Below are 26,314 nucleotides of genomic sequence, written 5' to 3'. Positions count from 1 at the left end.
CCGGATCATATACTCATCGGCTTCCGCTTTTGTGAGCTTACAGTTTGGAACCCTTACGTCAATAACCTCATTACCGCGCCCAAGAGCCAAAAGAACGGCGATACGCTGATGACCTGCAAGGATTGTATTGTCTGTGTTTGTTGCCGGGATTTCGGCAAGATTAAACTTCTGGAGTGATTTCGTGAGTTCTTTTTTGTCTGCTTCGGAGATTTTGCGAGGATTATACGAAGTCGCTACAAGATCGCTGACCTTGCGCTGCTCTGTGTGCCATGTAAGCATGACTTCTTTTTTTGCCATAAAAAAATGCACCTCGCAAGTATTTTGCAAGATACATTTTTTTAATCTACATCAAATGCAATCTCGCGCCGGAAGAGATTTGCACTTTTTACTTTCTAACAAAGTTATATTCTTTTTCAGGTAAAATGTCAAGACTGTTATTTTTTTACTGTTCCAATCTTTTCTTTTAATCTATCTCTTCTATCCATTTCGTTCTTTAGCTGCGCCCCACGCTCCAGCCCTGCTGTCTCAAGGAAATTAGATAAACTCCGATTTTCTAATTCAGCATACATCTCAAGAAGCCTCTTCTTTTCCGGAGTAACTTTCATTTGAATCAACGCAGTTGCCTTTTCTTTTGCTTTTACCATTTCAAACACCTCCTCTTGCTTTTTTTTTCGAAAGGTGCTAAACTCTTGTTGTGAGAAGGTCTAGCACCTTTCTTTTTAGCCGTTAAGCGTTAGCGCGCTTAGCGGTTTTCTTTTTACGCTTTTTTCTTCTTTTCGTTCTCGCGGCGTAAAACGTGAGGACGACTTTTTGCAACTTCAGAGCCATTCTTTATCCTCCTCCTCTGCGGTGTTGCACGAGCCGCTTGCTTCATTTTTACAAAGAGCCTTTCCTTCTTTCTGATAACAGTATAACATATCAATATTACTTTGTCAATACTTTTTAATGACTTCTTAATGATTTTACAAGTATTTCACAAATAGAAAAACTCCGTCGATAATTAAGCAACGGAGTTTATTTGATGTCGAGTTTTATTTTTCAATTCACTTCCAAGTTTACAAGTTTCTGATAATAAAGAATTGTGAGTGCATTACACTCAACACTCTGCGCACTTCGTAGCCAGCCTGAAAGTTCGATTGATATTGCGGCAAGTCCTTCGTCTGTTTCAATGTTATGAGAGGCTTTATGAATTTTGCTAAAATACCCAAAGCAAACCGACGGAGTAATAATCACAAAAGAAATAAAATATTTATTCATTTTTCGCTTTCTCCTTTTTCTTCACATCTGCCGTGGTTATCGGTGATGTAATAACTTCGCGCCGCTTCACTCCGCCGGCTGAAACATCCGCCTGACGCACGCCTTTTATTTCAGATTCTATCACGGCATAGCAATGCTGACAGACGTATATTTTCTGCTTACCGTATTTTAAAGTTCTTGAAGTAAGACCGCTTCCGCCGCCGAGCGGCTTCTTGCACCGGGCGCAAGCATAGCAGCGGACACCCGTGCGGGAATCATAACTATCGCACTCGATCACGCAGTAAGGTAGTTTCACTCCGCTTTTTGTCATCCCCTCTCCGAACTTTGCCTTTTCAAAATGTCCGCACTTCGTAGGTTCTCCATAGCAATTTTCGCAGAGATTGCGTCCAAGCATTACTACTTTTGACGGTATTCCATCTATGACTTCGGTTTTTACTTTTGATGTTTCATTATCTTTATTCATCCTCATCCTCTCAAGTTTTAAATTTTGTTGTGCCTAAAATTTGCTGATTTATCGCAGAAGTATCAGCGACCGATTATCCGCTTCCTATGGGCTGAAATCCTGATTTGTTTCTCTTCTTGCTTGCGTCAGCCATGCTCTGTAAAATCGGCAGCAAGACGCTCATGTTCGCATTCGCCGCAAAATACTCCCAATGCTGACGATACAGCATTATCTTGTTTTCTTTTGCGATTGCGATGATCTGCTCGGATAACCCAGCAGATATGCCAAGTCTCTGAGCATACTTGCTTTGTTCATTCCAAGCCATAGGCTGTTTGGCTGTGTCGCTTGGTGGTGTGTTTTTGCCGTTTTGGTCTGGTAAAGCAGAACGAGTGGGTGCGGGTGGCGTTACACCCGCTGGGGTTTTTCCGTTTTTGTTTTCATTTTGTTTTCCTTGTGTATCCTTTCTTTCATTTTCTTTCTTTTCCTTTCCTTTCCTTTCATTTCCTTTCATTTCCTTTTTAGCATTGCCTTCGCAATGCGTTCGCAATGCGTTCGCATTTTTGATTGATTTTTCAACTTCTTTTTTTTGCCATCTTTTACTTGCGCTCTCTTTTGCTCTCTCTGATTTTTCAACCCTCTTATCAAGTCTTTTTAAAACAGATTTTGAGTAAAAATGCTTTTTATCTTTTTCAAATAGCCCGAAATTATTAATTAATTCATGGATTAATTCTGGCTTTGTACGGAGTGAGAATGCGATTGTGTCAATGTCATCAAGTTTTAAATATCCGCCCTGTTCGTACATAAACTCAATTATATCCCAATAAAGCCCTTTGCCTTCATGCCCCATAGCCATTAACAGATTCTGCATTTTAGGGTCATTCCTCGCGCCGTAATCGTGTGAAAAATAGAAAGTATCTTTTGCCACGTTATTCTCCTTTATCAATTTCTATAAGTGGACAGTATGATGGTCTGTATTCATATCCGTAATTAAAATCTACTTCTTTGCCCGTAATATAACATTCAAATAGGACTAAGTTTCCGGACGCAACCTTTGTTGAGGATAAACGACATTTATTACAGTTTTTCGGCATATTAAAACCTTTAATCGTTATTTTTGGCATTTACTTGCTCCTTTTGCCTGAGTGGCAACTCAAGCACTCTTTTAATCTTTTCTGCGCCATAAGAGCGTTTTTTGTCAGTTGTTGCAATATAATATTCATCTTTGACGGCGTTGTAACGAAAATAAAGGCTATCTTCTAAAAGAATACAATCATCCGTTAGCATTTCAGCTTTCGGAAAAATCTCCTGAACCTGTTTTAAGAGTTCTTGCATTTTATACCTCTCTACTTACCTGATTTCTTTTTATACACTCAAGACACGCTATTGCAACAGCGGCAACCTGTGTCAATTCTTTCACGATATTATCCATGCCGCCCTTTTTATATTCTTCAGTGCCGTTATCAAAAACTGTTTCGTTTACTGCTTGACAAAATTCGCCATATTCTTCCCCAAGGATTCCTACCCATAATGGCAAATCGTGGTTTTGCTCACCCCACTTTCTATCCTGCCTTTCTCTTTCATCGCCAACAAGTTTCAAAACTTCATATTTTATTTTTTCTTTCATCTCAAAGCCTCCACCGCTGCTTTCATTCCGATGTTATGCAATGTCGGCTCATGCAACTCATTTATGCCTTCAGGTCTATTCTTTATATATTCATCAACTGCTTTCTTATATGCTTTTTTCATTCTTTTAAGTAGATCGAATTCGGTAAGACCTTGTTTACAGCGGCTATAATTCAAATCGCAATCCCCTGTCTCTCCTGTTTTTTTACAGATTATTTTTAATCCGTCAATGCTTGTGGCTAATGGACATTGTCTGCTCCCAACCTCAACAACTGTAATTCTCTTTTCTCTCATAGCTCCTCCTTAATATCGGAACAGGCAACCGCATAGCCCGCGTCATAATTATCCTCTTCAAAATTAATATCCTTAACATTTTCGTTTTCTTTTTTTTCGATCATATCTCGGAGTTTCTGCTTAGTTCGTTTTATTTTCTCTTCGTATTCTTTTGCTAGCGCGCGTGAAACAAAAGAATCTATACACGCTTTATGCGATTCATTAAAATCTTCCAACTCCTTAAATATCCCCATAACAAACCTCCTTTAAAACGGAATTGCAAATCTAAACACTTCTATACACTTTTTCGTTGCTTCAATATCAGCTAAAGCGTCATGTGCATTCTCAATTTCCACTTTAAGAGTTTTGCAAACATCAGAGAGCTTTAACGTTTCAAATTCGTACCAGCCCCACGCTTTTGCAGCGGCCGTGAAAACGTATAAATCTATCACATACCACCAAAAGTATGACCCAAGATAAATATCACCGTTTTTCTTAGCCCATGAGTGTAAGAACTCAAGATCAAACTTCACATTCTGTCCGGCGAGATAAAACTTGTCTGTTTTATCAAATTTATTGACATGCTTCCCGATGATTCCGGCCACCTGAATAATATCGTTCTTCTCTTTGTCCAATCCGGTTGTTTCTGTGTCCAAGTAAATGATTTTTGACATGTGTTCCTTCCTTATTTTTATTTATGCTAAATATTTAATTGAATCTGATCTGCTTTTATCTGATTTTGGATTAAATTAAGTTTTGGCTGTTTCAACTCATTTTCAAGTCGACGGCAGGCCTTATCAAAATAATATTCTTCTATTTCGCAGCCTATATAACTAAGCCCTAGTCTTTCGCAGGCTATAGCAAAGCTGCCGCTTCCGGCATATCCATCAAAAACAGTCTGTCCGTCCTTAGAAAAATCCCTTAGAATATCACACATCAACTTTACTGGCTTTTGGGTAGGGTGGAACTTATTTTCTTTATTTTTCATGTCTTCTTGAAGCATGCCGTCCCATCTGAACCTATACATTTTCACAGTTTCGATCATTGAAACCGATGCTATTTCTGCATCAGAAAAAGGAAGCCTACCGGATCTCTTTTTATCCCATATAATTCTGCCTGAAGGGACATCAACAAAGTCTGAAAAATAATTAATACCACAAATTATCTGCTCTTTTGAGATCCGTAAAAGTTCCTGATAAACATTGTTTTTAGGTACTTTCCAATTATTGAACTTCTTATAGCTCCGGGTCTTTACTCCTAATTTCGTCACTGACCGCTGCTTATGATAATTAAGTTTTTCCACAGCATCATAATAAGGCGGATCCGTAAACACTAAATCAATGCTTTTACCTCCAAGTTCAGTCATCACTTCGAGACAATCTCCGCAATATAGGATATGATTTCCAATGACTTCTTTTTGCATTAACAATCGATCCTTTCATTAAAATATTGAATACACTCAAATAAAGCTTGCGCAATATCTACAACTATCGCATTACCGCAACATTCTATTCTTCTTTTAAAATCTTCGTCCAATTTTCCGGCAAACCCATCATTAATTCGTAAACCGTCAAAGTTTGTCTCGGAGTCATACCGTTTAATTGGCATTGGTAAAGCAACTTGTCTTGATGTCCATTGTCGTAATATTTTCGGAATGAAGATACTTTCTTCAATATTATTTTTGCATCGCATTTTACTGGTGTAGGCAATGATAAAAAGCCTTTCTCTCTTATGTGGATATCCGAAATCACTCGCTCGTATAGTTTTCCATTCAATGCAATACCCGATTTTGGAAAGATCGGCAATGACTCGTTCGAATCCTCGAATAAGCAGCATTGAAGAGTTTTCGGCAATAATGTATGGTGGTCTAACATTGCATATAATTTTGTAATATTCATTCCAAAGTCCACTCCTCTCTCCATATATTCCCTTTCACAATGAAAGATACTCTTAATGCCACAACGCTTAGCTGCCAAATCAAAGCAACCCACACCCGAGAAGAAAGAACCATGAGTCAGCATCTAAAGAAGTTCCCCCGGCGCTTTCTTCTTGTACAGATCGTCAAGAACTGCCTGCATTATGCTTATTTCGTGATCCGCTTGATCTTACCTTGTGTCACAAGCCTCGGATAAACGCTCTTACGGTACCCAAGCTCACGTTTTATACATTCACGTTTCTGATCAAGCGTATATTTTTTATTTTCAGCCATTATATTCCTCCAGATTAAGACGTGCTGCTTCCATAAAGCCACGATCAGTTCGTAAATCCCTCTCCTCTTTATCATTGACTATTTCTGCGAGTTCAGCATTTGTAAGAAGCTCATTTTTAACTGCGTAATCAACCAATCTTGATACTGCCTCATAAGATGCCGTCATGTGAACTGTGTACATGTGACATCCATAACACAGTGTTATTCCATTGCGTGGATCCCAGCGATATTTAAGGCTGCGCGCTTTAGCCTTTATGTAGTGGTGTGCCTGCAGGCCTTTGCCGGATTTGCCGCACATCACACACTTGCAGTCGCGCGCCCTTACTTTCTCACTCCAAAGAGAGTCAAGTTTCTTTTTTATTGATGGGATTGGTTTAAGTTTTTGCTTCATTTCGTGCTCTCGTACAGTGTTTTTGCTTCATTCTCAATGAATTTTATATTCTCATCCCAGTTTTTTAATGCAAGTCTCAGTTCGGCTTTTCTACTCTTGTCGCCATCTTTATTCAAAGCTATTTTTTTATAAACATGTGGATCTGATACTTTTTTGAAAACATTTCTTATATGATTAGGCATTTTATTCTCCTTTCTATTTATTTGAGGCGGGCAGGACTTGAACCTGCCTCTTTGGATTATTCGGCGCCGTCACCAACGTGTCATCCTGATCACCACCGCCCTCTCGCGCTGCAAAATAAAAAAGAACATTCGTCTGGACTTATCCGGATATATCCGCTTACTCAAGCGGCAAGTTTTGTATTGTCCAAAATGAACATTCGCCCTTTATTCGCAAGGGCTATCGCATATGCAAACTCTGCCTTTGCGCCGTCTGAATCAACCCAGCACGGCAATGCGTAAAAGAAATCTGCTTGAAATAAAAGCATAAAAGCCTCTTTCAGATAATCATCGTATCTTTTCCACTTTTCGACTTTAATCATTCGCGCTGGGTTTAAAACTTCATACCCCGCAGCTTTTAATTTTCTTTCTGCATCGGCAAATTTTCGCTTGTAGTATTTTTCGCCTGTGATTTTTCCAGAGATGTAGACAATGGGTTTTTTAGTTTTGTTCATCTTCTCCACTTTGCACTCCATTCTCATTGTTATCTTCCTGCGCCACCGTAGTTTCAACAACGTTTTCAGGTTTTTCTTTCTTTGGTTCTTCCGCGGGCGGCAGTAAAAACGGCGGAATATAAGGTTTTGTTTTCTTTCCTTTAGCCGCTTTTTTCTGCATGGCATCCCAAGCATCTTTAACTTCTGCCCGTTCCACCATATCAAGATCACGGTCAAATATTACCGATCCCGTATCCGGATGGAATACATAGACGTGTGTGAGCTCGGGATTATATTTGACAATGCATTCTCCGTTGCGCTGTTCTTTGCCTTCTCTCAATTCATTACATAGGCGGTCAATATTTTTAACTATTTCCTTTGAGCGTTGATTAAATCTGTCCATTTCAATCTTGCGCTCTGCGTTAGTTTCCGCCAGATCGCCGTGCGACCTTACAAGCTCCTGCGATTTTGCTTTTTCTTCATCAAAGTTAAAGACATGTTCGTAATTATGATACTGCTTGCTTTCCATTTCGTGAAATTCTGATGTTTTTTTATTTTTTTTCCCCATTGTTAAGCTCCTTTTTTTAGTTCAGCCGCATTTAAGGCCTTATCTATGTTTGACTGCTTATCAATCAGCATTTTTGATATTTTCACATCCATACTGCCGTCAACAATTAAGTGATAAACCATAACCGTGTCCTTCTGCCCGATCCTGTGGCATCTGTCTTCCGCCTGTTGCATATTGCCAGGCGTCCAATCCAATTCCGCAAACACAACTGTAGATGCCGCAGTCAATGTGATACCGGCTCCAGCAGCAAGAATCGAACCTACAAATATTTTAATTTTCGGATTGTTTTGAAACTGTTTTATTGATTCCTGTCTGTCCTCAACTTTGTCATCCCCGGAGATTTTAACCGCAACAGCACCAAAATTTTGCATTATAGGCGTTATGACGTCTTTATGATGTGCAAATAAAACAACCTTGTCCGTGTTTTTAAGCAGATCCTCAACAAACTTTATAACCGCTGGAACTTTAGCAATAGCCGTATTCTTTCTTGCGATCGTCATTTCAAAGAATGACGCATCCTGCGACTGTAAATCCTTAACTTTGTCAATGTACTGCTCTGCGACATTAGCGTATTGCTTTTCCTCTTTAAGTGCATCGCGGAGTTCCTTTGTGTCAGCCTCAAGGACTACTGCTTGTCTTATTTTTGACGGCAGTTCTTTCAGTACATCCGACTTCATACGGCGAATCATAATGGTGCCACGGAGCTTTGTCTGCAGTTCATCAAGGTTTTTTGCTCCGCTTGTATCCCAGAAGCCCATAGTATTGCGGTAAGCGCCGCAGTATTTCCGAATGTATTCAATCCAGTTCATATCAAAACCGAGCCGCTCGATTATCGGAAACAACTCTGCCGGACGATTACATATCGGAGTTCCTGTCATATGAATGTTTCTTATCGCCTTTTTACAGACTGCTTTTACTGCTTTGCTTCTCTGTGCTTTACTAGATTTCGTGTAATGAACTTCATCAACAATACACAGATCAAACTCAGCTTCTTTTAATGCTTCCAGAAGCCCTACAATACGGCTATAAGCAACAATTATTACATCTTGATTACTAAGGTCTAGCTGTGCAGAAGTATCAACTATCGCACAGTGAAGAGGCTTGGTAAGCCATTTCTGCAATTCGGCAAGCCAATTCAATTTTGTAGAAGCGGTTGTTATAACAATTACCCTTTTGACCGTCTCCACATTATTGATTACGCCAATTGCTTGGATAGTTTTACCAAGCCCCATCTCGTCTGCTAATAAAACATTTCTGCGGTTCATACAAAATTCAATGCCAGCCTTCTGAAACGGCAGATATTCAAGCCCCTGCGGCCGCAAGAGATTGATATTTGCCATAGCCTTTTTACTTGCTTCAACTGTCGCTGACAACTCTTCTTTTTTCTTCTGCAGAATTTCTTTTGTCATGGGGTCTGCATATTCCAACAACTTCATAGCGGACTCGACATTAGTAGTTACCCATTGCTTTTGCTTCGTATCCCAGCGAAAACCCGCGCGCTTGGGTATTTCGCGCTCCATAAAATCAGCTATGCAAAAAAAGTAATGGAATAATGCCGAGTATCGCAGTTTCATTTTTTCGCCTTGTTGTCTAGTTCTGTTTGAATCATCGCAAGGAAGCCGTCGAGTTTGTCCGCAGGAATATCGTTGCTACTCTTATAACCATTGGCTTTAAGCGCGGCTTTGCATTTGTCGTTGTCGCCGTCAAAAAGCTGTTGCATTTTTTTGATTATCAGTTTTCGTTTACCGGCTTCGTTTAATTCTTCGCCAAAACCTATATTTTCGCCAGTATCATTCACAACTTCAGCAGGCTGAGGTTTAGCCTCTTTGATTTCGCCGGTTTCTTTATCTACAACTGAGCCATCAGACAATAATAAGTCTTTGTCTGTTATTTCAGCCGCAGGCAACAGTGCCTTTGTCGGATCGATTGTCGCCAATCTTTGAACTTCGGCAAGCTTAATCCCTGTATCAATCATAAGCGGATAATGAGTCGCTTTTTTGCCTTCGTGCGCGGTTTCCTGCGGTACGCGCTTGAGCGTAAGTGGTATCATGTTAACCCTGCCGGCAATAGCGCGTATCGTGCGTATGCTTGCATTAATATTGAGTATTGAGTTAATACTGCCCGTTACTATCTGCCATACGCCAGCGCCCGGAAGTTTTGGTATAAAGACATTCAGTACTGCGTTTTCAGCGCATTTACCTTTTTTGTAATACGGACAATCTCTGCCTGCACATTCGACTTTAACCCCCATTTCAGTCTTCCCGATTTCTTTCAGTCCTTCGGCAAATTCCTGCGATGGACATACAGCTTCAACGCCGTCGCCTTTGCACTGCAAAGATGTACCGCTTCCGTATCTTTTGTAGTAAGTTGGGAATAATAACTCTTCATTGTCTACAGGTAGCATTATTTCAATACTTCTCGGCTTTCCATCTGCGTCGGCAAACAAAGCATTGAAAGCATCAATCAAACTTTTTCTTTCAGCTTCCACAGGCGTTGCCGGATCGATTACAAAGTAGTCAACTTCAGCTGGATATTCATTGCCAGACTTCTCTGAAACCTTTTTAATTCCAAGCCGCAAATGTCCAAGACGAGGCATTCTTGTTACTTCAGATAAACCTTTAATCATTTGCTCCTCCGTTTTCTTTTCTTGCTTCAAGTATTTTCCATAAGGGCAATACTCTGCTACTTCGCAGTATCTCGCACACTTCACTCCATCCCAGTTCTCTTCTTTCGTGCAGATTTCATTCCAGTAGCCCTGTTCCAACGCTTTAAGCAGTGCGGCTCTTTTAGCGTCAAAGTAAGCAATAATTTCGGCGGACGGAATTATCGGAATATCAATCGGATACACATTGCGGACAATACCGCGCCCGCGGGCTATGTAAGTTCCGCCATCGCGGACAATAACCTGAACTCTTAAGCGGGTGATTTTTTTACCGAGTTTCTTTTCTGCGAGGATGCGATAAAAATTGAGCTGCAACGCCCAATCCCGCACATCTATAAATTCAGGATCTTGCCGCAGTTCTTTTATTTTTTTGAGCTGACCTTTGTTCTTCCCGCTTTTATAAATTTCGGTTGTCTCAATTTCTATGACATGCCATCCGAGAGCTTTTGCTACTTTATAACTGCCGGAAGTCTTATAATCCCAAAGCGTCAAAATACCGTTTTCCTCTTCGATTATGTCAGCGATACCTGATACATTCTCATCACTGAAAACCTCTTCTGCTTTTGAAAGTTCATCGTCTTGGATTTCAAGTCTGGCATGTGCCATCGTGCCGTTGATCATAAAAGCGCGGCTGTCAGGTGTGATATCGTATGGTTTGGTAAGTTTTAGAAAGGCACAAATGGTACCTTGTATAAGCTGCGTGGTTGAAGGTTTTCCTGTCCAGATTCTTTCACGGCTGGCAAGCGTTAAATAGTTTCTTGTCGCGCATCTGGAATTACAGCGGCATCCGCCTTCTATAAGACAGTTTTGTGGAGTGATAAGCCCGCCGTCCGGGCATATAAAATTTTTAAGAGGCATTTGTCACCCCCGCTTTTTGCAAAACTTCCAGCCGCGCGAGTTCGTCCTCAAACATCTTTACGTCACTTTCGGCATTTGTAAGATGTTCACGGTGCCAAGTAACCTCCCACTTTGCCTTTTCTAACGACTTCTTTAACTGCTCAGTTCTTGTTTTAACATCCATTTTAATCCTCCGTTAATCCTTATTTATCCTTCTGTTTATTCTTGCCTCTGCAACTTTTGCATCTTTTCGGGATTTTTAACCCTTTGCTTTTAAACCACTCAATATCGCGAGTATCAAGAGTAAAAGCCTGATGACATTCTTTGCATGTTTGTACTATGCTTCCCATCACTCCTCCCTACGTCTTTCATATTCTTCATCACAACGACACGGCGCACTTTTACAGTCAGAGCAATAGTCTTCTCTGTCTTCAATATTTTCAGAACATCCACAGCCGCAATTTCCTATATAGTCAGAGCCGCATCCGATACAAACTTTCATGCACATATATCCCCCTCACAAAACAAAGTTGAAAGAGTTTGTTCATTCCAGATTTTTGCAGCAAATGCCTGCTCGGCTTCATCGGATTTCTCAATTACGTAATATCCTCCCGCCACGGAAAAATATTGATATTCGCTTGCCGGATATTCCGCCGCTTCATTACTATCTTCAGGAACAAAAGTGCCGTTGATCGTTGGAGTCCGGTAGCCGTAGCCGTGAGAATGTTTTTTTATAAATGTATCTCTTACAAAAAGGTAGGATGCAAAAAGAAAAAGTATAAATCCGATAAATAAAAGGATGTATTTAGAAACTTCTAACCAGTCGAATGTCCTGTAAATTTTCCTGAAAAATTCTTTAATTTTTTTCATATTATCCTCCGGCTTTTAATATCGGCTGTAGTTTGATTTCTGCTTTTCTTTGTTTTTCCTTCTCAATTCGTACGATATCTTCTGCTTTCCAAATATTCACGCGCTTTGAAATTGGTATAGGCGCCGGGATTTCTTCATTCCGCACCATATTGCTTACGTGTTGCGGAGTGCAGCACCAGCGTTCCGCTAAATCCTTTCTCGTAAAAAATTCTTTGATCATTTTTTTGCTCCGTTAATTTTCTTTCTTAAAAAAGCTATATACTTTGTCATTTCCTCTCTGGCTTCTTCCGCCAAAGGCATAAGCGTTGCCGCATCTTCTGAATCTATCCTGTCGTCTTGCAAAGCCTGCCAATTTTTCGCTGAAAATAAGGCATGCGCTACAGCCTGTTTTTTTGCCTGCTGAAGACAAGTCCCTTTATTTTCTTGTATCGCGGTTTCTTTAAGTTCATATCCGCAAACTTCGCATAGATACTTCAAAAGTACTACGCTCTTTTCTTTCTTAAGCCGGTTGCTCGTGACTATCTCTATTAAGAAATCAACCGGCATCGACACGCCGCGAGAGCTTCTATCTTCGCCTGTCGGATCTTCTGCATATCTGTAAATTGAGCTTTTGCTTTTGCCGGTGGCGGCTTCAATCTGTTTCTCATTTATTACGCGGTCAAGAAAGCGCTTAAACTCAACATTAAACATTCGCGCTCCTCTGGGAAACAAAGCCATTGTTTTCCCACCATAAGCGTTTGTATAATTTGAATATGAAAAAGCAAATTGATATAATCAAGGTATTCTTGGAAACAGGAATGAGCGAGAGCCGAGCGGTATTTCTACCGCCCAGCTTCTCTATTGCATCAGGTAGCACGCGAATGAAACCTGACGCCTTAATTATTGAGTTGTTTTTTAATTGTGATTTTATACTCGCGTGCATTTTGTATCCTTTAAATTTTATTAAAGTTTATAGTAGTATCTTATATTTTCTTAAAGAGTTTGTCAAGTACATTTTTGTCGTCAATAAGTTAAATTTTCTTAAAGGCTTATTATGCGAATTCTTAAGGGGGCTGATATGAGCCTCTTATTACGAAATTACAGAATTAAAAAAGGTCTTTCTCAAAAGAAAGCAGCCGAATTAATTGGCGTTTCCGATATCACATATAATCGTTGGGAGCAAAACAAAGCTCAGCCGCGCGAAAGCCAATATCTCAAAATATCAGAAGTTCTTGGAATTGATATCTTTGAGGCGGCAGCCAAAGAATCAATAACTCCGCTTACGAAAAAACCTGATTTTTCAGAAACACAAATTGACAAAGAACTAAAAGGCAAATCTGCATCTTTCCTAAAACACAAAATTAAGCTACTCGAAAAAGAAATATATCTGTTAGAGCAAGAAAACGAGCGATTGCAAAAGAAACTTGACGATATGCTGTTAAAGCCATAATAGAAAAAGAAGCCAAGAATTTTAACCGCTCGGGCGAGGGGCTCTTTTTCATTGGCTTCTTATTTTCTATTTTAAGCACGGCTGTATCTTGCACATACTTGACCGTGCTGATATTAAGTTGGCGCTGATAGCAATGCTGCGTAGTATTTGCGAGATACATTTTTTAATCCTTACTTTTTTTACAAGTTCTTTAAATTATTCTTATGTTCAAAAGGAGGTACTTATGTTGCTAAAACTTTTGAACTCCGCTGACATTCTCTAATGAGTATCAAGACTTATTAGAAGGTGGACTAAGGCGGAAAGAAAAATCTTGTTGAAGTAAGCCATGCGGAGACCGTAAGGTCTCCACACGAAACCGCTTGATTAAGGTTAGTTAACAATCTGAAAGTATCGGACATGAGGAGTGAACCTCGTTTAAAAAACCTGCCGAAGCCCTACTGTTCGCAGACAAGCAGTATTTATTAGATTGTTATGACTTGCTATGGCGCGCCCACCGTAAAAATGCAAACGCCATAATCAACAAGAATTTGAATAATTTGAAAGAACAAACACTTAACTTTTTGTTAAGAATTATTTAATTTATAAAATTATTTTAAATTATCATTAACAAAAAGTCAAGTATTTTTTACCACGAAGGAGTTTTTATGCAAAGCAAGTATTCCGATTTGGGCAAAAAAATTTTACAAGCATTGGCAGAACTTGGATGGACTCAGGCAGATTTAGCCAAGGAAAGTGGTATTAGTAGACCGACAATAAATAGTATAATTAAAGGCAAAACCTCACCGACAGAAAATACTTTGCGAATTATTGCAAAATCTTTAAGAAAACAGCCTCAGTATTTATTTGAAAATGCTCAATTCAACCTCGGGGAAAACAACACGATTGCATATAATTCTGCTAATCAAGAAATAGAACTATTGAAAAAAGATATGGAAATTCTGAAGTTAAAAATGGAAAGATTGGAGAAAAGAAAATGAAAAGAGTTGTATTATTGCTTATTTCTATATGCTTATCTACAACTTTTTTATGGGCAGAAGTAGAAACGGAAGCAAAAACTCCGAGAGAATCTTTTAAAGGTAAAACCGAAGTGTTTTTATCGGTTGATAAAACATTATCATCTCTCACTACTGTTTCATCGCAGGATTCTAGCGGAAAAACAATAACTGTTTCGGAAAACTCAGGTTCGGATGGATGGTGTTTATCATTTGAATATTATTACTATGTAAGCGGAGACGAAAATAGCGGTAATGGTATAGGACTTGGAATAAATCGTAATTTTGTTGACGGTTTGAATTCTACAAATATTTATTTTGTATATAATGGAATGTTTGCATTGGCTCCGTCAGACTTATATAGTAAAACTTATTTTGTTCTTAATACAGGATTAGGGTATGGACATATAAACGAAGAGATTAAAGATGATGTATTGACCTCTCAGCTAAGCGGAACTCTTTATTATAAATTAAATATAGGAATTGATTTTGATGGCTTCAATATATACATAGGTTATCGATACAACCTCATAACAACAGAAAATAAATACCGCTCTTATATGTATAGTTATAATTATAACGCCACGATAATGTACCATTATTTTGTCGCTGGAATTGGTTTTAGGATATAAATTATGAAGAAAGCAACTATATCAAAAGAAATCCGTGAGTATATTAAGGAGCAGATCGGCTCGCAGTTGTTGGATTATGGCAATGCGCAAGTTAGCGAGATCCGCTGCTATCATAAATCAGGCATACAATATGATGTCAAAATCTATCCGATGACTGAAATTCTCATACATAGAGATCAAGTTATTAAAGTATTCTGCATTCACAACCCATCCGGGCAAAACTGCACATATGAAAAAGACAAGCCTCAAACCTGCTATCTGTACAATCCGAAAGCAAAATAATTGTTATTAAATTGTTATTAAAGTATTTGTTTTATCTTTGCTTATTTTGTCTTATTTGCACTAACGCAAATAGATTTTAAAGACGGGAAACGCTGATTTGTGAGTGATTTTGCGGTTTTTGGGTACCAAATAGAAAACTGCCCGACCTGGACTCGAACCAGGAGACTTCTGCTCCAGAGGCAGACGTGTTACCAATTACACCATCGGGCAATTAAAATAATTAATAACTATCAGTTATAAGTAAAGACTAAATTGCGCTGCTCAGCGCCGGTTAATGGTCATGATTATACTAAAAGCATCAGACATTGGCAAATCAGTTGACATAATGCCCGTATCATTTTAGAAATGGAAAACAATTTTTATCTGCAAGAAAAAATACATGCCTGCATTGAACAGTAGTTTAACAATTCTACAAACAGCCGTTGTCATTTTGATGAATTTTTGAGAATCCACTCTCTAAAAGCTGCCAGAAATTTCTCAAAAAATGGTTTTGAGGAATCGGCAAGATTTCCATTTTTATCCACATTTACCAAAAAATTAAAGTATATTTCAGGCTGCCACATTACGCGCATATTTAAAAAAGATAACAGTTGTTTAAGCTGCATCTGCGCCCCAAAAGTTCCAAGTGCTCCCATACTTGCACCAAGCGTTGCCGCTGGTTTATTAACCCATGCACCCTTTCCATACGGTCTTGAGGCCCAGTCTATGGCGTTTTTAAGAATTCCGGGAATAAAACGGTTATATTCCGGAGTTATAAATAAAACCGCATCAGCGTTTTTAATCTGTTCTTTAAATGTAACTACGGGTTCAGGTGGGTTGTCTTCTATATCCTGAGAATAAAACGGAAGCGATGATATGTCAAAGTTTTCAAACTCAAAATCATCCGGAGCTAAAGGTTTAATCAATTCAAAAAGCCGTTTATTTATCGACTTTACAGACATTCCACCTATTATTACAAAAATCTTCATAATACCTCCTTAAGACCGACAATTGATAATCTGGAATTAAACAGTAGACGCAAAAAGGCATATCTAAACAATGAAGCAACCCCGCAGAGACGCTAATACCGCGTTTGGCAAGGGGGCTGCTTTGTCCTAAAGCCCTGCCATCTCTTTTACAAAAAGAAAAATTTTTGAAGTTTTTAGAGACACCAATAAGTTTTAAATTACACAACGACATAAAACAGCCATATTAAACTTGAGACAATAAATATCAGATACACAAAAAATAATATAGGAACAGCAGGTAGATTATAAATTTTTGGCGTAGAGAAATAAAGATTGCAAAATTATTGCTTATCTGACGGCGCTTGGCTGCAGCCACAGCTGTCAGAATGTTTATGCTCTTCCTTATTATCTTTCTTTTCTTCGGGCTGTACCGCCGGCTTTGCTGCCTCATCGGCATAATTTATTTGCAGATTCGATATAGTGGAAGTAAGAAGTTCCTCTTCTTTTTTTATGAGGTTGCCTTTTGTTTTATCGCGTAACATCAGAAGCATATCTATTGTGAGTTGTGCACTTTTTAAATCCTTATGGATTTTCCCGTCTATTTGGCTTTGCATTTTTCCAAGCTGCTGCCATGCTGCCGAAGCAAACATAGTTACAAGATTAAAAAAATAGGGATTGATTTCAATTTTTTCTTCATTCATTTTATACCTCCAAAAAAAATTTTTCAATGGCTGTTTTTATTCTTTTTACCACTTCATCTCTGCCCATAACTTCCATCATATGAAAAAGGCTTGGGCCTTGCGTTCTTCCGGAAATTGCTACTCTTATCGGGTGAAAAACTTTTCCTGTGCCTAACCCTTTTTCCTTAGATAAATCTCTGGCGTACTTTTCCAGAGCTTCAGCGCTGAAATCCGTTTGGTTTGGCAGTCTTTGGGAACTTTCGGTTAAAACGACTTTTGCACTGTCTTTTGATTTTAAAAATATTCTATTTACTGCTTCTTCATTATAATTGAGATTTTGTGTAAAAAAGAAATCAACTAAAGATGGTATATCCTTCAAAAGTTTTATTTTATCGTGTTCGAGAACTATGGCTTTTTTCAATAAATCTTTATCCCAGCTTTCAATAATTTTTTCATTGCCGGTAAACTTAAGCCATTGAATAAAAAGTTCATAAATTTCTTCGGGCGGTTTTGAACGTATCTTTTCCCCGTTAAGCCATAACAGTTTTGCGGCATCAAAGGTTGAAGGGCTTGTGCCGCATCTTTCAATTGAAAATTTTTCTTTAAGCTCTTGAATTGTAAAAAGCTGCTGGCTATCTTCTGTAGACCACCCAAGCAGAGAAAGATAATTTATCAAAGCTTCTGAAAGATATCCTTCTTTACGGTAATCGAGAACTGAAGTATGTCCGTGCCTTTTTGAAAGTCTGCTGCCGTCTGCTCCCAAAATCATTGCCATATGAGCAAACTTCGGCATTTCCCAGCCGAGCGCGTTGTATATGTGCATTTGTCTGGGAGTATTTGAAATATGGTCATCACCTCTTAAAATATGAGTCATTTTCATAAGATAATCATCAATAACGCAGGCAAAATTATAAGTAGGCACGCCGCTTGCTTTAATGATTACAAAATCGTCTAGAAGAGAGTTATCAAACTCCACCATTCCCCTTATAAGGTCTTCAAGAACGATTTTTCCTTCTTTCGGCATTCTAAATCTTATAACGGCTTTTCTTCCCTGTACTTCTTTTTCTTTTCTTTGCTCACTGGTAAGGCATGAACAGCTTCCGTCATATTTCGGTGGTCGTTTATTTGCCTGCGCTTTTTTGCGCATTTCTTCGACTTCTTCAGCAGTGCAGTAGCAAGGATAAGCCAAATCTTTGTCTATAAGTTCATCGGCGTATTTTTGATATATGCCGACTTCTTTTCTTTTCATCTGATAATAAGGTGCATACTTTTCGATTTCGTTTCCCGGACCTTCGTCCCAGCCGAGTTCAAGCCATTTCATAGCGTCTAGAATAACTTTTACAGATTCATCCGTAGAACGTGCTTCATCGGTATCTTCAATCCTGAGTATAAATTTTCCACCTTTATTTTTTGCAAAAAGCCAGTTGAACAAAGCCGTACGAACTCCGCCGATATGAAGATCTCCCGTAGGAGAAGGGGCAAAACGAACTCTTATCTCACTCATTGTTCTTTCCTTATGCATCAATAAATTATTTTATTTAACGGATATTCAATTATTCCTTCTGCGCCGGCTCTCTTAAGAGCGGGAATAAGTTTTTTTACCGTTTTTTCTTCGATTATGACTTCCAAAGCCAGCCAATTTTCATCGCTGAGCTGTGAAATTGTAGGTTTTTTTAATGCAGGCAGAACAGCTGTGATTTTATTCAGCGACTTGCGCATAATATTCATTTTTAAGCCAACCATTCCTTCGGCCGCCAAAGCACCGCTGAGCAGCATTGCAAGATTTTCAATTTTTTCTCTTTTCCATTTGTCTGCCAAAGCTTTATCATTTGCAATAAATCTTGTAGTTGAAGTAAGCAGTTCTTCAACTATTCTCAACTTATTCGCTCTTAACGATGAACCTGTTTCAGTAAGCTCAACTATTGCATCGACAAGGCTGCCGGCTTTGGCCTCCGTAGCTCCCCATGAAAATTCAATGTTTGCTTTTACTTTATTTTTTGCAAAATATTTTTTGGTGTAATTTATAAGTTCCGCAGCTACCCTTTTTCCCCGCAAATCTTTTATGGATTTTATTTTTGATGTTTCAGGAACACACAAAACCCAGCGCACCGGTCTGAATCCTGACTTTGCATAATTTAATTCGCATATTTCTTTGACTTTTGCTCCACTTTCGCATATCCAGTCAAAACCTGTAAGTCCGCAGTCAAAAAATCCGTCCTGCACGTATTTTGCCATTTCCTGTGAACGAATAAGCATTATTTCAAGTTCATCATCATCGCATGAAGGAAAATATGAACGCGAGGAAACATTTATTCTTATCCCAGCTTTTTTAAATAGTTCTAAAGTGGAATCCTGAAGACTTCCTTTGGGAAACCCCAATCTTAATTTTTTCATGACTTCTCCATAATAATTTTATTGATTTTCATTATTGCTCTGTCTTGCGATTACTTTATTTTCAAGCAGCACCGGCACATATCCTTTAAAAATTGGTATGTTTTTATGCATTGAAGCTGAAATGGTTTTGTAAAAAGAACGCGCTGTGCCGTCCAGCGCATGCGTCCCATAAGTAAGCGATGGAACTACAATATTTATACATACGATAAACCATACCAAAACGCTCAAAACCGCCCCGCCTGCTTTATCAATTAAATTCATATAGAAAAACCGAACAATCCTGAGAACAAATGCGCCGGCCATATAAGAAACCAAAGCACATATTGCAAAAATTAAATAGTAGTTTATTCCGAACTGATAAGGATATTTTTCAGCAGCCATAATCGAGACAAATCCCGCCAAAACGGCAAAAAAACTTCTGGTAAGCCCCGCGGACCAGCCAAACCAAGCTATTAAAGCGATGCTTACCAGTATAAAAATGTCTATCAATAGTGTCATATCGTTCTTATCACAATTCCACTTGCAAGTTTAGGATAAAAATATGTGGATTTTTGAGGCATCATTTCATTATTTAAGCTGATAGCCTGCAAAGATTCTACAGGAGTAGCCGGAACAATAATGGCTATTTTCCCTGTTTTCTTGGCAAGAACTACGGCCTCTTTATCATCTTTAACATAAGTAAATTCCGAAGCGTCCACGTCTGGCATAAGTACATAATGCAAAGCACTGACAGCAAGATATCTGTAAGCTTTGCATTTATCCGGCATAGCTTTTTTAAGCAGCCCTTCTTTTTTTATGGTAAGCGTTCTGTATTTTCCACCTTTATATATAAGCATCGGCTGTATGTCTTTTTTTAAAAATCTTGCGTAATCGCTTAAAGGCCGCACATCAAAATATTTTTCAATGTTTCCTTCAAGATTTTTTGGCTCTTCAATAACTCTGTGAGTAGGCCAAATCGAAATTCCAGGATCTTCCATAGGGCAAAGATAAGCCAAAACATAATTGTACGCTTTATCTGAAGAATATTTTTTATCTTTTGTTTTTCTTTCCTGACTGTAATTCCATGCGGTTTCGTATCTGTGATGGCCGTCAGCGATAAAAATCTTTTTATTTACGAGATATTTTTCAATATCGCATATTATTTCGCTGTTGGAAACTATCCAGAGTTTGTGGAAAGTTCCTTCTTTGTCTCTCGCCGTAGCTTCGGGACGACTTTTTGCTATTTTTCTGCATAAATCGACAATATTCTTTTTCCCGTCGTCAAAAAGTCCAAAAATCGGACTGATGTTTGCTTTTACGGCTTTAAGAAGTTTTAACCTGTCGGCTTTAGGCTTTGCCAAAGTTTTTTCATGGGGTTTTACTGAACCTTTTGCGGAATGCGGATTTTCAAGTTTTAAAGCGGCAAAAAAGCCTCTCCTTGTCATTTTTATCCCGTGGTCTTCAAAAACCTGTTCGTAAAAATAATATGCAGGTTTGCCGTCATACTTTAAAACGCCTTCTTTTATCCAGCTTTTAAAAATTTCTGATGCATTGACATATTTATTTTTTTTGCCTTTGATATCTGGCAATTCGACATTTATTATGTTGTAAGGAGAAAGTTTTTGAAGCCTTGCTTTTTCCTGCGGGTTTATAACGTCGTAAGGAGGACATATATAGTTTGTAATATTTTCTTGTGGATATCTTACTGCATCAAAAGCTTTAATTTCTGCCATGGCAAATCTCCATTTTTTAATCTCAAAATATAGTAATAACTAAATGGATTTTATCATAATTATTCCGACATTGTCAAAATGCCGCAAATCTTGTAAAATAGTCCAGAAATGAATCAAAAATTAAGAAAAATATATATTTGCATTATCACATTTATCGTAACGGCTGCCGCATATTCATGGGTATTGTTCACAAAAATAAGCAAGCTCGAATTTAAACCCGAACCTGTAGAATATATTATGGATATTGAGAAAACCGTAATCGTTTACAGAGATTCTTTTGATTTGGCTTTAAAGAAAACAAGGCTTGCAGACAATGATAAAACGGCAATAAAGAAAGAACTGGGCAAAATAGGATTCAAAATCGGAAAAATTAACGCGGGAGACTTTTTTGAAGTCGTCTATTCCACAACAACAGGGCAATGGATAAACTTTTGGTATTATCCCGCAGGAGAATCTTTTTACTCAATACAAAAGATGGATGACGGTTCAATCGAATCTTCAAAAAAAGTTCTTGCAAAAACACTATCTACTTTCAATATATCCGGCACGATAGATTCGTCTTTGTGGAACGCTATGGAAGGACAAGGTGTGCAGTCCAGTTTAATTATATCTTTTGCTGACATATTTGCATGGCAGATGGACTTTCTTACCGACACAAGACAAGGCGACGCTTTTACAATCATCTATGAGGTTGAAACCATAGCAAAGAAAAATGTACAGTCATATTCAAAAATTATCGCTGCACGATATAAATCAGGTAAAAAAATTTATAATGCCATTTTGTTTAAAACAGCAAAAGGAAAATTTGGATATTTCGATGAAAATGCAAAGTCTGTAAGAAGTGCATTTTTAAAAGCGCCGCTCCAATTTAAAAGGATAAGTTCAAAATTTAATCCGAACAGGCTTCACCCGATATTAAAAATAGTGAGACCTCACCTTGGTATAGATTATGCAGCTCCTACCGGAACACCAGTATCTTCAATCGGCGATGGAACCGTTACAAAATCTCAAAAAAATGGCGGATTCGGCAATTACGTCGAAGTTAGGCATTCAAACGGGTATGTAACATCTTACGGACATCTGTCAAAATATGGCAGAGGAATAAGAAGAGGCATAAGAGTAAGACAAGGACAAATAGTAGGATATGTCGGCAGTACTGGACTTGCAACAGGTCCGCATCTTGATTTCAGAATTAAAAAAAATGGTAAATTTGTAAACTTTCTAACGATGAAAACCCCGCCTGTAGCAGTTTTATCGGGAAGGGATAAAGAAGAATTTCTCAAATATGCAGAAGAAATGAAAATGAAACTTGATGAAATTTAAATCCTGATTTATCATTAAAAAAGTTTGCAGGGCACATTTTACTCCTAAAATAATCGTTTGCTTTGTGCCTGTCCTCTTAATTGAGGCAGGCATAGGCGGCGATTATACGAGTTAGTGAAATGGCTCAGATATTTTGCCGCCTTTTTATTTGCCTAACTAAAAACCCCAACAAAAAATAATGAACCTCCGGTATCAGTTGTCATTGCGGACTGCGAGCCGCAATCCATTTTTAAACTAGGCTTCCCGCTTCCGTGGAAAGTCCGCAGGGCAGAAGGTTAATAATAAAATAAAAAGTGAGATAAAAAATGAAAAAATTACTATTAGTTTTGCTGGCAGTCATTATTTTTTCAAGTTCAGAAATGGGCGGTTCTCTGAATGTTTTGAAGCAGGCTGACGTTTTGTAAATGCAAGTTATTTTAGTGACGGATACAATAATATATATGGTAATTTTGGGTTTAAATATTCATTTTAGTTTTGCTTGTCAATGAATGTTGTTTTTGAAATATAAAATAATTATCTTTGTTTATAACCCTTCTTTGTAAAGTTGATTTTTAACTTTATTTTTACCCTTATTTTTACTTTAATTTATTCTTTACACACACCTCCATTTATTACTATGGTTATGACTTCTATTGCTTCTAATCCGTCTTTGTCTACTCCCCTTACTGCTATCTGATATTTTCCCGTTGATAATACTTTCGTCTGCTTTCCTTTTTTATCCAGCATTATCTCTCCCTTAAATCCTTTTTCCTCATTATACTCAAAATCCCATTGCCATATCTCTACTTTATCCCCTTTGGCAACAAAGGTTATTTCTTTATCCTTCTTTGTTCCTGCTTCTTTCCATTCATAGCTAATCTCTATGCGCGGCGGTTTTGCTATTGGAATTATTTCTTCTACTTTCTTCAATATTATTTCTATTCCCTCATCTCTTTTTAATCTTGCCGCCTCTTCTACCGCTCCTTTCCCAAACGAAAACCCTATTATATATCCACGCTTGCAAGTTTTATCAAAACGCGCCATTGCTGATTTGAAATTGTCTATAACATTTCGCCCTATATTATCGCTGCGCTTCACTTGTATCGGCACGGATAAACCAGCTTCTTTTTTAATGCCGTCTATTCCACCATCGCTGCGCTGCTTACTATTGCTATTACCGCCAAACTGCTCTATTATAAAACTTTCAAACTCAAATGCAGGCTGATTGCGGATTGCTTCATAATCATATTTATACCGCTCCACGCTAAAAGTGGCTGAAAATAAATCTTGTTCCTTTTCCAACCTTGCCTGTGATACTGCTATTGCTTGCACAGACTGGTCTATCCCTATAAACCTTCTATTTAACTTTTGCGCTGCAACCAGTGTTGTACCTCCGCCGCAAAATGCGTCAAGTACCACATCACCTTCATTACTGCTTGCTTTTATTATTCTCTCTAATAAAGCTAACGGCTTTTGTGTAGGGTAACCGATATGCTCTTTGGAACTGCCTTGTACATTTCGAATATCAAACCATAAATTGCTTAATAATTGTCCTTTTGTTTCACTTAAATATTTTTTTGAACGAGGTCTTTTTGATAAATCAAATTTTCCGCTTGTATCCTTGGGGTAAAAAATTCTGTTTTCATTATCTAATATTTCCATTGTTTCCTTTTTATAGCGCCATCCTTTTAGCGGATATGGAAATCCTTTCCATTCATACATCATATTTGGTCGTGAATTTGGGCTCGACATATCCACTAACTTATATAAGCCTTTCCCATCACCGTCATCATATTTATAAAAACTGTCGGTATATTTTTCGTCTAAAGAACCATAAATGGGATTGTAGATGGATTTATTCGATTTAGTATAATACCAAATTGTATCGGTGAGTACGGAAAATTTCTTTTTTGCGTCATTATGGGAATTATGGCGCTGCCAAATAATCTCACATCTAAAATGATTCATGCCGAAAATTTTGTCCAGAATATCCACACGGATATAGGCATTTGCATGCCAGTCGCAATGTAAATATAAGCTCCCCGTAGATTTCAACACTCTATAAATCTGCTCCACACGCTCATATAGCCACCCAGTATAATGTGTTATTCCACCAGACCATCTATCCTTAAACGAGCGTATCTCCCCGTCATCTCCCCATATAACCTCATAATTCCTGTTAGAAAAAAATGGCGGATCTATATAACATAAATCCACGCTTTCGCTCGGCAGCTTTTTCAATACTTCCAAATTATCACCTAATATCAGCTGGTTTTTCATTTTGCTAATCCTTTATAGAATCACAGAAAAATATACAATTTTTAGAATAATCTTTCAATTATAAAATAGACTAGTTTCCATGCTGAAAAAAGGAATTATGAAATATGCCAATGATACGAGATAATTTACAAAATATTTTAGGAATTATAGTGATTTTTATCTCATAAGATATAAAAAAGACCTATTTGATGGAAAAGAGTGTAATAAAATTACTGATTTTGACAACGGGTGGATTAAATATTTTTATTTTCTCAGCCGTATGGCAGGTATTTGGAAAGGTTTTATCGAAAGAAAAACATCTTTATTTTGCGCACTGTTGACAAAAAAATCAACGATTTTTGTCTCCCCGTCAAGGCCGCTTATTGCAACAATCTGATAACCCCAGTTTGACGGATTTCCTCTTATATATTTTTGAAGAACTGAAAAAGATGATTGCAAATCATGAAATGAATTTTGTATCTCGGCCAAAAACGTTACAGAATTTGCGGTATGTCTGTACAACAAAATCTTGTCTTTATTTACTCTTAAAGCATATTCCCAAGCTGAATCTGGCGTTAAATATCCGTTAATATCTGGCATCATAGAGGTGGAACCGGCACCTTCAAAATTGTTCATATCTATATATATGTCAAAGTAAGATACTTTTTCATCCCAACCAATATCGCCTTCAAAAGAAAACGATATATTTAATCTGCCTTCTTTTGACAAGACCGTTAGATTTTTTAATATTCCGTCATTATTTATTGACACGCCGCCTTCAATCGGAAATATTTCCGTATGTAAAACTTCTTCGGTACCCATGTACAGAGCGCTATCCGTTATAAGAGGCTTTTTAGTGGACAATTCTTTATCTGAAGGTGATTCCGCTCCCAAAAGCCTATATATATTATTGTATGCTGCGTCAAACATTCTGCGGCTGGCAACTTTATTGGAAGATACTCCTTTTAAAATATCATAGCTGCAAAGGTAAAGCAGCTCACTTTGGGCATTTCTGTAAGAGTATTCGAGAAAATCGGCAGAAGTCCTATAATCATTGATAAAAGAAAATGCGTAATAAAGTTTAGTCATAATGTCCGGCTTTACGGAAAGCAGTTCAAAAGAAACCGATTTATTTTCCGGAATCATTTCACGTTTTACGGAGGACACATAAAGAGGAACCGCGGGTATTATATATTTGCTTCTGTCAAATAACTCTATTATATATTCCATAAATTCCTCATTGCGCAGATGTCTTTTTGTAATAAGCACGGGGATTATATTTTCTTTTTTGGACTCAAGCCATTTCATTACATTTTTTTGTGCGGTCGGAAAATTTTTATATATGGAAAAAGCCACAATACCATCAATATCATAAACTCCATTAAAAGATTCTTTCATATTATCAACATTAATCCATGAAAGTTTTAATCCGGCAAAATAATATAAAATATTGTGAGAAACTTCTCCTGAACGTAAAAATAGGCCGAACTTTTCTTTATTCACAGAATTTTCAAAAGCGCTTATTCCTCCGGCAATAAAATCGTTAAAGACTAGTCTGTCAACTTTTTTTTCACTTGAACTGTAAACTGTCGCAAGAATCGGAAACACGGGTTCAGGCTCAAAAACCAAAGAAGGCTCTATCCTGCCTCTTGATACAAGCTCTTCAAGCCCTGCCGCAACCGTACTGCCGGAAATGACAGGAACTGTCATACAAAATCTTTTTGAAAAAAGTATTTTATCCACAACTTTTTCGGCAATATCGGAACTTTCGGCAAAAAATACTATATATCTTACTTTTACCTCCGCGGCAAAAGATACAGCAGCAAGCTGAGCAATAAAAATAAAAGGCAATATTACTTTTTTCATACGATTTATTATACCTATACGGAAAAAACTTTTCA

At 37.9% G+C, this 26,314-nt stretch carries 38 protein-coding genes and 2 tRNA genes; 5 read left to right on the top strand and 35 right to left on the bottom strand.

Annotation, left to right across the window (positions count from 1 at the left end; translation table 11 throughout):
- The 26 genes from LBD46_05335 to LBD46_05210 all read right to left on the bottom strand — a co-directional run.
- Window positions 1–279, bottom strand: a 279-nt coding sequence (locus LBD46_05335; protein ID MDR2426584.1) for a hypothetical protein, incomplete at its 3' end; no start/stop codon positions are given.
- Between the two features lie 155 nt (window positions 280–434).
- Window positions 435–644 carry a hypothetical protein gene (locus LBD46_05330; protein MDR2426583.1) on the bottom strand — a complete coding sequence of 70 codons (210 nt, stop codon included), beginning with the start codon at window positions 642–644 and terminating at the stop codon, window positions 435–437.
- A 394-nt stretch (window positions 645–1,038) separates the two neighbouring features.
- Window positions 1,039–1,257 carry a hypothetical protein gene (locus LBD46_05325; protein MDR2426582.1) on the bottom strand — a complete coding sequence of 73 codons (219 nt, stop codon included), beginning with the start codon at window positions 1,255–1,257 and terminating at the stop codon, window positions 1,039–1,041.
- Entirely contained in the window at window positions 1,250–1,720 is a 471-nt protein-coding gene (locus tag LBD46_05320) for a hypothetical protein (GenBank protein ID MDR2426581.1), read from the bottom strand. Before LBD46_05320 ends, LBD46_05325 begins: the two co-directional genes overlap by 8 nt.
- 73 nt (window positions 1,721–1,793) lie before the next feature.
- Window positions 1,794–2,624 (bottom strand): DUF4373 domain-containing protein, encoded by an 831-nt coding sequence (locus tag LBD46_05315; protein ID MDR2426580.1) that lies wholly within the window; start codon window positions 2,622–2,624, stop codon window positions 1,794–1,796.
- A gap of 1 nt (window position 2,625) precedes the next feature.
- Window positions 2,626–2,820: a hypothetical protein gene (locus LBD46_05310; protein MDR2426579.1), complete on the bottom strand. Its 195-nt coding sequence runs from the start codon at window positions 2,818–2,820 to the stop codon at window positions 2,626–2,628.
- Window positions 2,801–3,031, bottom strand: a complete 231-nt coding sequence (locus LBD46_05305; GenBank protein MDR2426578.1) for a hypothetical protein — start codon at window positions 3,029–3,031, stop codon at window positions 2,801–2,803. The genes LBD46_05310 and LBD46_05305 overlap by 20 nt, the downstream gene beginning before the upstream one ends.
- A 1-nt stretch (window position 3,032) precedes the next feature.
- A complete protein-coding gene (locus tag LBD46_05300; GenBank protein ID MDR2426577.1) occupies window positions 3,033–3,323 on the bottom strand; it encodes a MazG-like family protein in 291 nt (96 codons plus the stop codon).
- A complete protein-coding gene (locus LBD46_05295) occupies window positions 3,320–3,616 on the bottom strand; it encodes a hypothetical protein (protein MDR2426576.1) in 297 nt (98 codons plus the stop codon). Before LBD46_05295 ends, LBD46_05300 begins: the two co-directional genes overlap by 4 nt.
- Complete coding sequence (locus LBD46_05290) at window positions 3,613–3,849, bottom strand: hypothetical protein (protein ID MDR2426575.1); 237 nt, start codon at window positions 3,847–3,849, stop codon at window positions 3,613–3,615. Before LBD46_05290 ends, LBD46_05295 begins: the two co-directional genes overlap by 4 nt.
- A 12-nt stretch (window positions 3,850–3,861) precedes the next feature.
- Window positions 3,862–4,269 (bottom strand): hypothetical protein, encoded by a 408-nt coding sequence (locus LBD46_05285; protein ID MDR2426574.1) that lies wholly within the window; start codon window positions 4,267–4,269, stop codon window positions 3,862–3,864.
- A gap of 26 nt (window positions 4,270–4,295) precedes the next feature.
- Window positions 4,296–4,961, bottom strand: coding sequence for a site-specific DNA-methyltransferase (locus LBD46_05280; protein ID MDR2426573.1), 666 nt, complete (start codon window positions 4,959–4,961; stop codon window positions 4,296–4,298).
- Between the two features lie 56 nt (window positions 4,962–5,017).
- Window positions 5,018–5,521: a DNA cytosine methyltransferase gene (locus LBD46_05275; protein MDR2426572.1), complete on the bottom strand. Its 504-nt coding sequence runs from the start codon at window positions 5,519–5,521 to the stop codon at window positions 5,018–5,020.
- 275 nt (window positions 5,522–5,796) lie between these two features.
- On the bottom strand, window positions 5,797–6,195 hold the full coding sequence (locus tag LBD46_05270) for an HNH endonuclease (protein MDR2426571.1): 399 nt from the start codon (window positions 6,193–6,195) through the stop codon (window positions 5,797–5,799).
- Window positions 6,192–6,377 (bottom strand): hypothetical protein, encoded by a 186-nt coding sequence (locus tag LBD46_05265; protein ID MDR2426570.1) that lies wholly within the window; start codon window positions 6,375–6,377, stop codon window positions 6,192–6,194. The genes LBD46_05270 and LBD46_05265 overlap by 4 nt, the downstream gene beginning before the upstream one ends.
- Before the next feature lie 22 nt (window positions 6,378–6,399).
- Window positions 6,400–6,480: transfer RNA gene (locus tag LBD46_05260), tRNA-OTHER, on the bottom strand.
- Window positions 6,481–6,538: 58 nt separating this feature from the next.
- Window positions 6,539–6,868, bottom strand: a complete 330-nt coding sequence (locus tag LBD46_05255) for a DUF4406 domain-containing protein (GenBank protein ID MDR2426569.1) — start codon at window positions 6,866–6,868, stop codon at window positions 6,539–6,541.
- Window positions 6,855–7,415: a hypothetical protein gene (locus tag LBD46_05250; GenBank protein MDR2426568.1), complete on the bottom strand. Its 561-nt coding sequence runs from the start codon at window positions 7,413–7,415 to the stop codon at window positions 6,855–6,857. Before LBD46_05250 ends, LBD46_05255 begins: the two co-directional genes overlap by 14 nt.
- Window positions 7,416–7,417: 2 nt before the next feature.
- Window positions 7,418–8,989: a DEAD/DEAH box helicase gene (locus LBD46_05245; GenBank protein MDR2426567.1), complete on the bottom strand. Its 1,572-nt coding sequence runs from the start codon at window positions 8,987–8,989 to the stop codon at window positions 7,418–7,420.
- Window positions 8,986–10,935, bottom strand: a complete 1,950-nt coding sequence (locus LBD46_05240; protein MDR2426566.1) for a hypothetical protein — start codon at window positions 10,933–10,935, stop codon at window positions 8,986–8,988. Before LBD46_05240 ends, LBD46_05245 begins: the two co-directional genes overlap by 4 nt.
- Window positions 10,925–11,098 (bottom strand): hypothetical protein, encoded by a 174-nt coding sequence (locus LBD46_05235; GenBank protein ID MDR2426565.1) that lies wholly within the window; start codon window positions 11,096–11,098, stop codon window positions 10,925–10,927. The genes LBD46_05240 and LBD46_05235 overlap by 11 nt, the downstream gene beginning before the upstream one ends.
- A gap of 19 nt (window positions 11,099–11,117) precedes the next feature.
- A complete protein-coding gene (locus tag LBD46_05230) occupies window positions 11,118–11,264 on the bottom strand; it encodes a zinc-ribbon domain-containing protein (protein MDR2426564.1) in 147 nt (48 codons plus the stop codon).
- On the bottom strand, window positions 11,264–11,422 hold the full coding sequence (locus LBD46_05225) for a hypothetical protein (GenBank protein MDR2426563.1): 159 nt from the start codon (window positions 11,420–11,422) through the stop codon (window positions 11,264–11,266). Before LBD46_05225 ends, LBD46_05230 begins: the two co-directional genes overlap by 1 nt.
- A complete protein-coding gene (locus LBD46_05220; protein ID MDR2426562.1) occupies window positions 11,413–11,784 on the bottom strand; it encodes a hypothetical protein in 372 nt (123 codons plus the stop codon). Before LBD46_05220 ends, LBD46_05225 begins: the two co-directional genes overlap by 10 nt.
- Window position 11,785: 1 nt before the next feature.
- Window positions 11,786–12,004, bottom strand: a complete 219-nt coding sequence (locus LBD46_05215; GenBank protein ID MDR2426561.1) for a hypothetical protein — start codon at window positions 12,002–12,004, stop codon at window positions 11,786–11,788.
- A complete protein-coding gene (locus LBD46_05210) occupies window positions 12,001–12,474 on the bottom strand; it encodes a hypothetical protein (GenBank protein MDR2426560.1) in 474 nt (157 codons plus the stop codon). The genes LBD46_05215 and LBD46_05210 overlap by 4 nt, the downstream gene beginning before the upstream one ends.
- A 367-nt stretch (window positions 12,475–12,841) precedes the next feature.
- Between LBD46_05210 and LBD46_05205 the strand changes: the two genes are divergently transcribed.
- The 4 genes from LBD46_05205 (at window position 12,842) to LBD46_05190 (ending at window position 15,119) form a co-directional block, all read left to right on the top strand.
- A complete protein-coding gene (locus tag LBD46_05205) occupies window positions 12,842–13,213 on the top strand; it encodes a helix-turn-helix domain-containing protein (GenBank protein MDR2426559.1) in 372 nt (123 codons plus the stop codon).
- A gap of 644 nt (window positions 13,214–13,857) precedes the next feature.
- Window positions 13,858–14,190, top strand: a complete 333-nt coding sequence (locus LBD46_05200) for a helix-turn-helix domain-containing protein (protein MDR2426558.1) — start codon at window positions 13,858–13,860, stop codon at window positions 14,188–14,190.
- The gene (locus LBD46_05195; protein ID MDR2426557.1) at window positions 14,187–14,837 is read left to right on the top strand and encodes a hypothetical protein; all 651 of its coding nucleotides are present in this window, start codon (window positions 14,187–14,189) and stop codon (window positions 14,835–14,837) included. Before LBD46_05200 ends, LBD46_05195 begins: the two co-directional genes overlap by 4 nt.
- Before the next feature lie 3 nt (window positions 14,838–14,840).
- Window positions 14,841–15,119: a hypothetical protein gene (locus LBD46_05190; GenBank protein MDR2426556.1), complete on the top strand. Its 279-nt coding sequence runs from the start codon at window positions 14,841–14,843 to the stop codon at window positions 15,117–15,119.
- 137 nt (window positions 15,120–15,256) lie between these two features.
- Here the strand turns inward: LBD46_05190 and LBD46_05185 are convergent.
- The 7 genes from LBD46_05185 to LBD46_05155 form a co-directional block, all read right to left on the bottom strand.
- A tRNA-Gln gene (locus LBD46_05185) sits at window positions 15,257–15,329 on the bottom strand.
- 215 nt (window positions 15,330–15,544) lie between these two features.
- The gene (locus LBD46_05180; GenBank protein MDR2426555.1) at window positions 15,545–16,087 is read right to left on the bottom strand and encodes an NAD(P)H-dependent oxidoreductase; all 543 of its coding nucleotides are present in this window, start codon (window positions 16,085–16,087) and stop codon (window positions 15,545–15,547) included.
- A 320-nt stretch (window positions 16,088–16,407) separates the two neighbouring features.
- The gene (locus LBD46_05175) at window positions 16,408–16,767 is read right to left on the bottom strand and encodes a DUF1844 domain-containing protein (protein MDR2426554.1); all 360 of its coding nucleotides are present in this window, start codon (window positions 16,765–16,767) and stop codon (window positions 16,408–16,410) included.
- Between the two features lies 1 nt (window position 16,768).
- The gene (gltX, locus tag LBD46_05170) at window positions 16,769–18,250 is read right to left on the bottom strand and encodes a glutamate--tRNA ligase (protein MDR2426553.1); all 1,482 of its coding nucleotides are present in this window, start codon (window positions 18,248–18,250) and stop codon (window positions 16,769–16,771) included.
- A gap of 17 nt (window positions 18,251–18,267) precedes the next feature.
- On the bottom strand, window positions 18,268–19,140 hold the full coding sequence (gene hisG, locus LBD46_05165; protein MDR2426552.1) for an ATP phosphoribosyltransferase: 873 nt from the start codon (window positions 19,138–19,140) through the stop codon (window positions 18,268–18,270).
- An 18-nt stretch (window positions 19,141–19,158) separates the two neighbouring features.
- Complete coding sequence (locus tag LBD46_05160; protein MDR2426551.1) at window positions 19,159–19,638, bottom strand: CvpA family protein; 480 nt, start codon at window positions 19,636–19,638, stop codon at window positions 19,159–19,161.
- Entirely contained in the window at window positions 19,635–20,852 is a 1,218-nt protein-coding gene (locus tag LBD46_05155) for a DUF1015 domain-containing protein (GenBank protein MDR2426550.1), read from the bottom strand. The genes LBD46_05160 and LBD46_05155 overlap by 4 nt, the downstream gene beginning before the upstream one ends.
- A gap of 108 nt (window positions 20,853–20,960) precedes the next feature.
- Here LBD46_05155 and LBD46_05150 point away from each other — a divergent pair, with 108 nt between their 5' ends.
- Window positions 20,961–22,175 (top strand): peptidoglycan DD-metalloendopeptidase family protein, encoded by a 1,215-nt coding sequence (locus LBD46_05150; protein ID MDR2426549.1) that lies wholly within the window; start codon window positions 20,961–20,963, stop codon window positions 22,173–22,175.
- Window positions 22,176–22,760: 585 nt separating this feature from the next.
- Here LBD46_05150 and LBD46_05145 read toward each other — a convergent pair.
- The gene (locus tag LBD46_05145) at window positions 22,761–24,434 is read right to left on the bottom strand and encodes a restriction endonuclease (protein MDR2426548.1); all 1,674 of its coding nucleotides are present in this window, start codon (window positions 24,432–24,434) and stop codon (window positions 22,761–22,763) included.
- A 243-nt stretch (window positions 24,435–24,677) separates the two neighbouring features.
- Window positions 24,678–26,279 (bottom strand): hypothetical protein, encoded by a 1,602-nt coding sequence (locus LBD46_05140; protein ID MDR2426547.1) that lies wholly within the window; start codon window positions 26,277–26,279, stop codon window positions 24,678–24,680.
- Between the last annotated feature and the right edge of the window lie 35 nt (window positions 26,280–26,314).

The organism is Candidatus Endomicrobium procryptotermitis (genome assembly GCA_031279415.1).
In the GTDB taxonomy this organism is placed as follows: Bacteria; Elusimicrobiota; Endomicrobiia; order Endomicrobiales; family Endomicrobiaceae; genus Endomicrobium_B; species Endomicrobium_B procryptotermitis.
This window is presented reverse-complemented; position numbering and strand designations above follow the sequence as displayed.